This is a genomic window from Ligilactobacillus ubinensis, assembly GCF_024160875.1.
GTDB lineage: Bacteria > Bacillota > Bacilli > Lactobacillales > Lactobacillaceae > Ligilactobacillus > Ligilactobacillus ubinensis.
The window spans coordinates 88,256-96,392 of the sequence record NZ_JAIULA010000009.1 but is presented as its reverse complement, the minus strand read 5'-3'; the positions used below and the strand labels follow the sequence as shown (position 1 = coordinate 96,392).

General features: G+C 37.6%; 2 protein-coding genes, 8 tRNA genes, 1 rRNA gene and 1 pseudogene. All 12 read left to right on the top strand.

Annotated elements, in window-relative coordinates; translation table 11 throughout:
- The first annotated feature begins 123 nt into the window (after nucleotides 1-123).
- Nucleotides 124-240, top strand: a 5S ribosomal RNA gene (rrf, locus tag LB941_RS06145).
- A gap of 5 nt (nucleotides 241-245) precedes the next feature.
- Nucleotides 246-318: transfer RNA gene (locus tag LB941_RS06140), tRNA-Val, on the top strand.
- Between the two features lie 7 nt (nucleotides 319-325).
- Nucleotides 326-398: transfer RNA gene (locus LB941_RS06135), tRNA-Lys, on the top strand.
- 29 nt (nucleotides 399-427) lie between these two features.
- Nucleotides 428-500, top strand: a tRNA-Thr gene (locus tag LB941_RS06130).
- Nucleotides 501-503: 3 nt separating this feature from the next.
- Nucleotides 504-575, top strand: a tRNA-Gly gene (locus LB941_RS06125).
- A gap of 10 nt (nucleotides 576-585) precedes the next feature.
- A tRNA-Leu gene (locus tag LB941_RS06120) sits at nucleotides 586-671 on the top strand.
- A gap of 19 nt (nucleotides 672-690) precedes the next feature.
- Nucleotides 691-764 (top strand) — tRNA-Arg (locus LB941_RS06115).
- Between the two features lie 5 nt (nucleotides 765-769).
- Nucleotides 770-843, top strand: a tRNA-Pro gene (locus LB941_RS06110).
- A 291-nt stretch (nucleotides 844-1,134) separates the two neighbouring features.
- Nucleotides 1,135-1,208: transfer RNA gene (locus tag LB941_RS06105), tRNA-Pro, on the top strand.
- 153 nt (nucleotides 1,209-1,361) lie between these two features.
- Complete coding sequence (locus LB941_RS06100) at nucleotides 1,362-1,829, top strand: CtsR family transcriptional regulator (protein WP_253360376.1); 468 nt, start codon at nucleotides 1,362-1,364, stop codon at nucleotides 1,827-1,829.
- A 37-nt stretch (nucleotides 1,830-1,866) separates the two neighbouring features.
- A complete protein-coding gene (locus LB941_RS06095) occupies nucleotides 1,867-4,356 on the top strand; it encodes an ATP-dependent Clp protease ATP-binding subunit (RefSeq protein WP_253360374.1) in 2,490 nt (829 codons plus the stop codon).
- A gap of 271 nt (nucleotides 4,357-4,627) precedes the next feature.
- Nucleotides 4,628-8,116 (top strand): annotated as a pseudogene (gene rpoB / locus LB941_RS06090) (DNA-directed RNA polymerase subunit beta); the annotation flags it as partial.
- Nucleotides 8,117-8,137: the final 21 nt, after the last annotated feature.

Here is an 8,137-nt window from a genome sequence, read left to right as displayed (position 1 = left end):
TGAAGCGGACCATTACTAATCGGTCGAGGACTTAACCAAGTACAAAAACGTGAGTTTTTGGTTTTTAAATAAAAGAAAAGAATATATCTAGTTTTGAGAGAATAAGTTCTCTTAGAAAAATAGTGCGGTGATGATGGCATGAAGGCTACACCTGTTCCCATTCCGAACACAGAAGTTAAGCTTCATAGCGCTGAGAGTAGTTGGAGGATCGCCTCCTGCGAGGGTAGGACGTTGCCGTGCACAATGGAGGATTAGCTCAGTTGGGAGAGCGTCTGCCTTACAAGCAGAGGGTCACAGGTTCGAGCCCTGTATCCTCCATTTCAATGAGTCGTTAGCTCAGTTGGTAGAGCATCTGACTTTTAATCAGAGGGTCGACAGTTCGAGCCTGTCACGACTCATACATAACTAATATATTGAAGTAACTTTTGCCGGCTTAGCTCAGTTGGTAGAGCATCTGATTTGTAATCAGGGGGTCGGGCGTTCGAGTCGTCTAGCCGGCATATGCGGAAGTAGTTCAGTGGTAGAACATCACCTTGCCAAGGTGGGGGTCGCGGGTTCGAATCCCGTCTTCCGCTCTTACATTATGCCGGGGTGGCGGAACTGGCAGACGCACAGGACTTAAAATCCTGCGGTGAGTGATCACCGTACCGGTTCGATTCCGGTCCTCGGCATTTTGTTTTTTTTATTTATGCACCCATAGCGCAACTGGATAGAGTGTCTGACTACGAATCAGAAGGTTGTAGGTTCGACTCCTACTGGGTGCATTCATCGGGAAGTAGCTCAGCTTGGTAGAGCACCTGGTTTGGGACCAGGGGGTCGCAGGTTCGAATCCTGTCTTCCCGATTTATAAAGTACACTGTATTTAAAATAGTCTAGGACGAGAGTCTTGGGCTATTTTTGTCTGCTAGTTGATACAAGAATATGTGTCCAAAGAAACAAGAGACACTTAATTCATGAGCTAGATAATTTAAATTGAGATTATCCTGTTTGTACTGTTAATATTCTCTAGATAATTGTCTCTTTAATTCCTTTATTTTTGAAAAAATACTTAAAAAAATCGTTTAATATAAGTGTTAATGAAATAGCAAATGGTGTATACTAAAAAAGTAATTGTAATATAGTTTTTTTGAGAAACGGGAAGTAGCTCAGCTTGGTAGAGCACCACGTTCGGGACGTGGGGGTCGCAAGTTCAAATCTTGTTTTCCCGATTAAAATATTTATATGGTGGGCATACGGTTTTAAACTGATGCCTACTATTTTATTTTAACTACTAGGTAAGCAGACTAATTTTTTGCTTTTTCACTGGTTTTACGTTTATAATGAAAGTCAATATTAGTCAAACAATATAAGGATGGATTTCTATGCAGAATCGCAATATTTCTGATATTATTGAGCATTACCTAAAGGATATTTTAGCAGATTCACAGCAAATCGAGATTAAACGTTCTGAAGTTGCGGAGCATTTCAATTGTGTGCCTTCTCAGATTAATTATGTAATCAAAACACGATTTACTATTCCTAATGGATATATTGTCCAAAGTAAACGTGGTGGTGGTGGTTATATTAGAATAGCAAAAATAAATTTAATTGATGATACAGATATTTTAGATGAATTAACGGCCTATATAGGAAGTAGCATTAGTGCGACAAGAGGATTTCAAGTTGTTCAAAGTTTGTATGAAGAAAAACTTTTAACTCAGAAGGAAGCTAATTTGATTTTAACGACGATTGATCGTGGTACTTTAGCGTTCTCAGAGAAAAAACTTGAAGATGCAGTTCGTGCTCGCATATTAATCAATATTTTGGAACGCTTGAGATGTGCTGATTGATGATGTAGTTTATTAAATATAGAAAGAAGGGGTTAGAATGGATGAATTATATACTTCTAGTGCAAACCGTGTTTTGATAATTGCTCAAGAACAGGCAAATTATTTTAAGCATCAAGCGATTGGTACGGAACATTTATTATTAGCTTTAGTCTTAGAAGAAAATGGTGTTGCTAGTAGAGCTTTACAAAAAGCGATGGTTACGTCAACTGATGTTCGTGAAGAAATTGAACGTTTAACAGGTTATGGAACGCTAAAACGCCAAGCCCCAGATAACTATTTGCCCTATTCACCAAAGGCGAAAGCGGTTTTAGAACGCGCTAAATATGAGGCGAGTGTGCTTAGTACAACCAAAGTTGGAACAGAGCATATTTTACTAGCCCTTTTAGGTGATGAAACAATTATTTCTTCTCGTATTTTGGCAGGCTTAAATGTTGATATTAGAACATTACGGCAATCTATTTATCATCAATTAGGAATAAACACTGCACAAATACGTAAAGGAAATAGGAATGCAGTTAACGCTAGCAAAAAAAAGGTAGCAGGCACACCAACTCTTGATGAATTAGCACGTGATTTAACAGCGATGGTACGTAGTCAAGAAGTTGATCCTGTTGTAGGACGAGAAACTGAAATTAGACGTGTTATTCAAGTTTTAAGTCGGCGTACAAAAAATAATCCAGTCTTGTTAGGTGAACCTGGCGTTGGGAAAACGGCTGTTGCAGAAGGCTTAGCGCAATATGTTGTTGATGGAAATGTACCTGAAAATCTAGTTAATAAACGTGTTATGATGCTTGATATGGGTTCACTCGTGGCTGGAACTAAGTATCGTGGTGAATTTGAAGACCGCTTGAAAAAGGTACTTGATGAGATATATAAAGATGGTAATGTTATTTTATTTATTGATGAGCTGCATACATTAATTGGTGCAGGCGGCGCAGAAGGTGCTATCGATGCTTCTAATATTTTAAAACCAGCATTAGCACGCGGTGAAGTTCAAGTTGTTGGTGCAACTACTTTAGATGAATATCAAAAGTATATTGAAACAGATGCCGCCTTAGAAAGAAGATTTGCGCGTGTTAATGTTAGCGAACCTACAAAAGAGGTAACACTTGAAATTTTACGTGGGTTACGATCTCGTTATGAAAAACATCATAGAGTCAAAATTACAGATGCAGCTTTAATAGCAGCAGTTGATTTTAGTAGTCGCTATATTACTAATCGCTTTTTACCAGATAAAGCAATTGATTTAATGGATGAATCAGCAGCGCGGGTTCATATTGCTAATTCTGAAAAGAAAAATAAGATCTCACAAGAAGAAAACAAATTACAAGAAATTGTTGAAGCTAAAGAGGAAGCTTTGGTATCTGAGCAATTTGAAGAAGCTGCTAAATTAAGAAACAAAGAATTAAAGATACGTAGTAAAGTAACTAATTTGCGTGAAAAAGAGAGAAACGTCGAGGAGACATTAAACTTTAAAGTTCGTGTTGAATCTGAAGATGTAGCTGAAGTTGTTGCTGAGTGGACGGGTGTACCTGTGACACAAATGACTAAAAGTGAGAGCGAACGTTTAATTAGTCTTGAAAAGATATTGCATGAAAGAGTTGTCGGGCAAGAGGAAGCTATTAGTGTTGTGGCAAAAGCTATTAGACGGGCACGAAGTGGTTTAAGTGATCCAACACGTCCTATTGGTTCATTTATGTTTCTTGGACCAACTGGTGTTGGCAAAACAGAACTTGCAAAGACATTAGCCGAAGCAATGTTTGGCTCTGAAGATTCAATGATTCGTGTTGATATGAGTGAATACATGGAAAAATACTCAACTAGTAGGTTAATAGGTTCACCTCCAGGATATATTGGTTATGATGAAGGTGGGCAACTAACTGAAAAAGTACGTAACAAACCATACTCAGTCGTTTTACTTGATGAAGTGGAGAAAGCTCATCCGGATGTATTTAATATATTGCTTCAAGTTTTGGATGATGGGTATCTAACTGATTCAAAAGGAAGAAAAGTCGATTTTAGAAATACTATTATTATAATGACATCTAATTTAGGCGCTACTGCATTACGTGATGAAAAGTCAGTGGGCTTTGGAGTTTCCACACAGGCTAATGAGTATGCAGCTATGTCGGCCAAAATCAGAGAGTCATTAAAAAAGAGTTTCAAACCCGAATTCTTAAATAGGATTGATGAAGTTGTCATTTTCCATTCCTTAGATAAACTACAACTACATGAAATTGTCAAAAAGATGACGAAAAAGATTATCTCTCGTCTTCAAGATAGAGATGTCAAGTTGCGAATAACCCCAGCTGCAGTTGATGCGGTTGCGAAAATTGGGTTTGATCCTGAATATGGTGCACGTCCAATTCGTAGAGCATTGCAAAGTGAAGTAGAAGATAAATTAAGTGATGCATTGCTAATGGGGCAAATTGCGCAAGGTGCAACCGTAACAATAGGTGCAAAAAAAGGAAAAATTTCGTTATCAATCAAAGAAAATAGCAGCAAACAAAAGCAAACAGTTAAGTAAGAAAGATTTTAATATATATCTATATGATATTGACAATTATTTGGATTGTTGTTATAATTTATGGATACAAAAACTGTGAATTTACATGTCTATTGTGATATATTGTCCATGATAGACGATGAAGAAGCAAAAATAGTGACGTTAGAACTAGTTCAACTGACTCTGTTTTTGGTTTTTTTTTGCCAAAATTCATTGAAATTAACTATATTTTTTTATTTGTAATATAAATGTAATTTTTCGTAATAGAAAGATTCACAGAATATTTTGAGAGGTGAACAACTTGGCAGGACATTTAGTAAAATATGGTAAGCATCGAGTACGTAGAAGTTATTCGCGGATTAAAGAAGTTCTTGACTTACCTAACTTAATTGAAATTCAGACAGATTCTTATAAGTGGTTCTTAAATGAAGGCTTGAGAGAAATGTTTGATGATATTATGCCGATTGATGATTTTGCAGGAAACTTATCACTTGAATTTGTCGATTATCAATTATTAGATCCCAAATACAAAGTTGATGAAGCACGCGAACATGATGCAAACTACTCTGCACCACTGCATGTTACTTTGCGCTTAATTAATCATGAAACAGATGAGATTAAATCACAAGATGTTTTCTTTGGGGACTTCCCATTGATGACAAGACAAGGAACTTTTATTATAAACGGGGCAGAACGTGTTATTGTTTCTCAATTAGTACGTTCACCTGGTGTTTATTTTAATTCTGAATTGGATAAAAATGGTCGTGAAAACTATGGTGCAACGGTTATTCCTAACCGAGGTGCATGGTTAGAGTATGAAACAGATGCAAAAAACATTGCTTATGTCCGCATTGATCGTACGCGTAAAATTCCTTTAACTGAATTAGTTCGTGCTTTGGGCTATGGTTCAGACAGTGAGATTGTTCAGATTTTAGGGACAGAGAATGACAGTTTGAACTTAACTCTTGAAAAAGATGTTCACAAAAACATGGATGATTCAAGAGTCGAGGAATCATTAAAAGATATTTATGAACGTCTACGCCCAGGCGAACCTAAGACTGCTGATTCATCACGTAGTTTATTAACAGCGCGTTTCTTTGATCCTAAGCGCTATGATTTAGCACCTGTTGGACGTTACAAAATAAATAAAAAGTTAGATTTAAAGACACGGTTACTTAATCAACGTATAGCTGAAACATTAGCCGATCCTGATACAGGTGAGATTTTGATTAATAAAGGTGATGTTATTGATAAACGTGTTATCGAAAAATTAGCACCTTACTTAGCACGTGAAGATTTTAAAATGGTAACATTTACGCCTTCTTCAGACGGCGTTGTGCAAGAACCAATGACCTTACAAATAATTAAAGTTTATTCACAAGTTGAGCCTGAACGTGAAGTTAACGTGATTGGCAATGGAAATATTAGCATTGATTTCAAGCATATTACACCTGCTGATATCTTAGCTTCAATGAATTATTTCTTTAATTTACAAGAAGGTTTAGGCGCAACTGATGATATTGATCACTTAGGTAATCGTCGAATTCGCTCTGTGGGTGAGTTGTTGCAAAATCAATTCAGAATTGGTTTGTCAAGAATGGAACGTGTCGTTCGTGAACGAATGTCAATTCAAGATTCAGCAACAGTTACACCACAACAATTGATTAATATTCGTCCGGTTGTTGCTTCAATTAAAGAATTCTTCGGTAGTTCGCAATTATCTCAATTTATGGATCAAACTAACCCATTGGGTGAATTAACTCATAAAAGAAGATTGTCTGCCTTAGGGCCTGGTGGTTTGACGCGTGATCGTGCAGGATATGAAGTTCGTGATGTGCACTATACGCACTATGGACGTATGTGTCCAATCGAAACACCTGAAGGACCTAACATTGGATTGATTAATAGTTTGTCATCATATGCTAGAGTTAACAGATATGGGTTCGTTGAATCTCCATATCGTCGTGTCTCATGGGATACACATAAAGTAACAGATAAAATTGATTATTTGACAGCTGATGAAGAAGATAACTACATTGTTGCGCAAGCTAACTCTCCATTAAATGATGATGGCTCATTTGTTGACAATGTTGTTATGGCTCGTCATAAAGATGAAAATATTGAAGTTTCGATTGATAAAGTCGATTATATGGATGTCTCACCTAAACAAGTAGTTGCTGTTGCTACGGCATGTATTCCTTTCTTGGAAAATGATGATTCAAACCGCGCCTTAATGGGAGCGAATATGCAACGGCAAGCTGTTCCTTTAATTCAGCCACATGCACCTCTTGTGGGTACTGGGATTGAATATAAGGCAGCTCATGACTCAGGTGATGCTTTAATATCTGATTTTGCTGGGACAGTTGAATACGTGGATGCTTGTGAAATTCGAGTTAGACGTGAAGATGGTGCTTTAGATAAGTATAAACTAATGAAGTTCCGTCGTTCTAATGGTGGTAAAAACTACAATCAAACACCAATTGTCCGTGTTGGCGACCATGTTGATGTAGATGAAGTTCTAGCAGATGGTCCATCAATGGAACAAGGTGAGATGGCTTTAGGTCAAAACCCATTAATTGCTTTCATGACATGGGATGGCTATAACTTTGAAGATGCGATCGCTATTAATGAACGTTTAGTTAAAGAAGATGTTTATACATCAATTCATATTGAAGAACATGAATCAGAAGCACGTGATACAAAACTTGGGCCTGAAGAAATGACTCGTGAAATTCCTAATGTTGGTGAAGATGCATTAAAGAATCTTGATGAATTCGGAATTATTCGTATTGGTGCTGAAGTTAAAGATGGCGATATCTTAGTCGGTAAAGTAACACCAAAAGGTATGACTGAATTATCAGCTGAAGAACGTTTGTTACATGCTATTTTTGGTGAAAAAGCCCGTGAAGTACGTGATACATCACTCCGCGTTCCACATGGCGGTGGCGGTATAGTGCAAGATGTTAAGATTTTCACGCGTGAAGCAGGTGATGAATTGTCACCTGGTGTTAACCAAATGGTTCGTGTATATATTGCTCAAAAACGTAAGTTACAAGTAGGCGATAAGATGGCTGGTCGTCACGGTAACAAAGGGACTGTTTCCGTTGTTATTCCGGAAGAAGATATGCCATTTATGCCTGATGGAACACCAATTGATATCATGCTTTCACCAATGGGTGTGCCTTCACGTATGAATATTGGACAAGTTTTGGACTTACACTTAGGAATGGCTGCACGTAAATTAGGTATTCACGTTGCCTCACCTGTTTTTGATGGTGCGCGAGATGAAGATATCTGGGGTGCGTTAAAAGAAGCAGGTTTGCCAAGTGATGGTAAGACAGTCTTATATGATGGACGTACAGGTGATGCATTTGATAACCGGATAGCGGTTGGTGTTATGTATTACATGAAACTTGCACATATGGTTGATGATAAGATACATGCCCGCTCGATTGGGCCATACTCGTTAGTCACACAACAACCACTTGGTGGTAAAGCTCAATTTGGTGGACAACGTTTTGGTGAAATGGAAGTTTGGGCACTTGAAGCCTATGGTGCTGCGTATACTTTACAAGAAATCTTAACCTACAAATCAGATGATGTTGTTGGTCGTGTTAAAACTTATGAAGCCATTGTCAAGGGTGAACAGATACCACAACCTGGTGTGCCAGAATCTTTCCGTGTGTTAGTTAAAGAATTACAAGCATTAGGATTAGATATGAAGGTTCTTGATACTGATAAACAAGAAATTGAACTTCGTGATCGAGAAGATGAAGACGAAGAAGACAATGACAGTAAAAAC

What these genes read in the sequence shown, in the direction of transcription:
- LB941_RS06095 (WP_253360374.1), top strand. Translation starts at nt 1,867, where the DNA reads ATGGATGAATTATATACTTCTAGTGCAAACCGTGTTTTGATAATTGCT.
- LB941_RS06100 (WP_253360376.1), top strand. Translation starts at nt 1,362, where the DNA reads ATGCAGAATCGCAATATTTCTGATATTATTGAGCATTACCTAAAGGAT.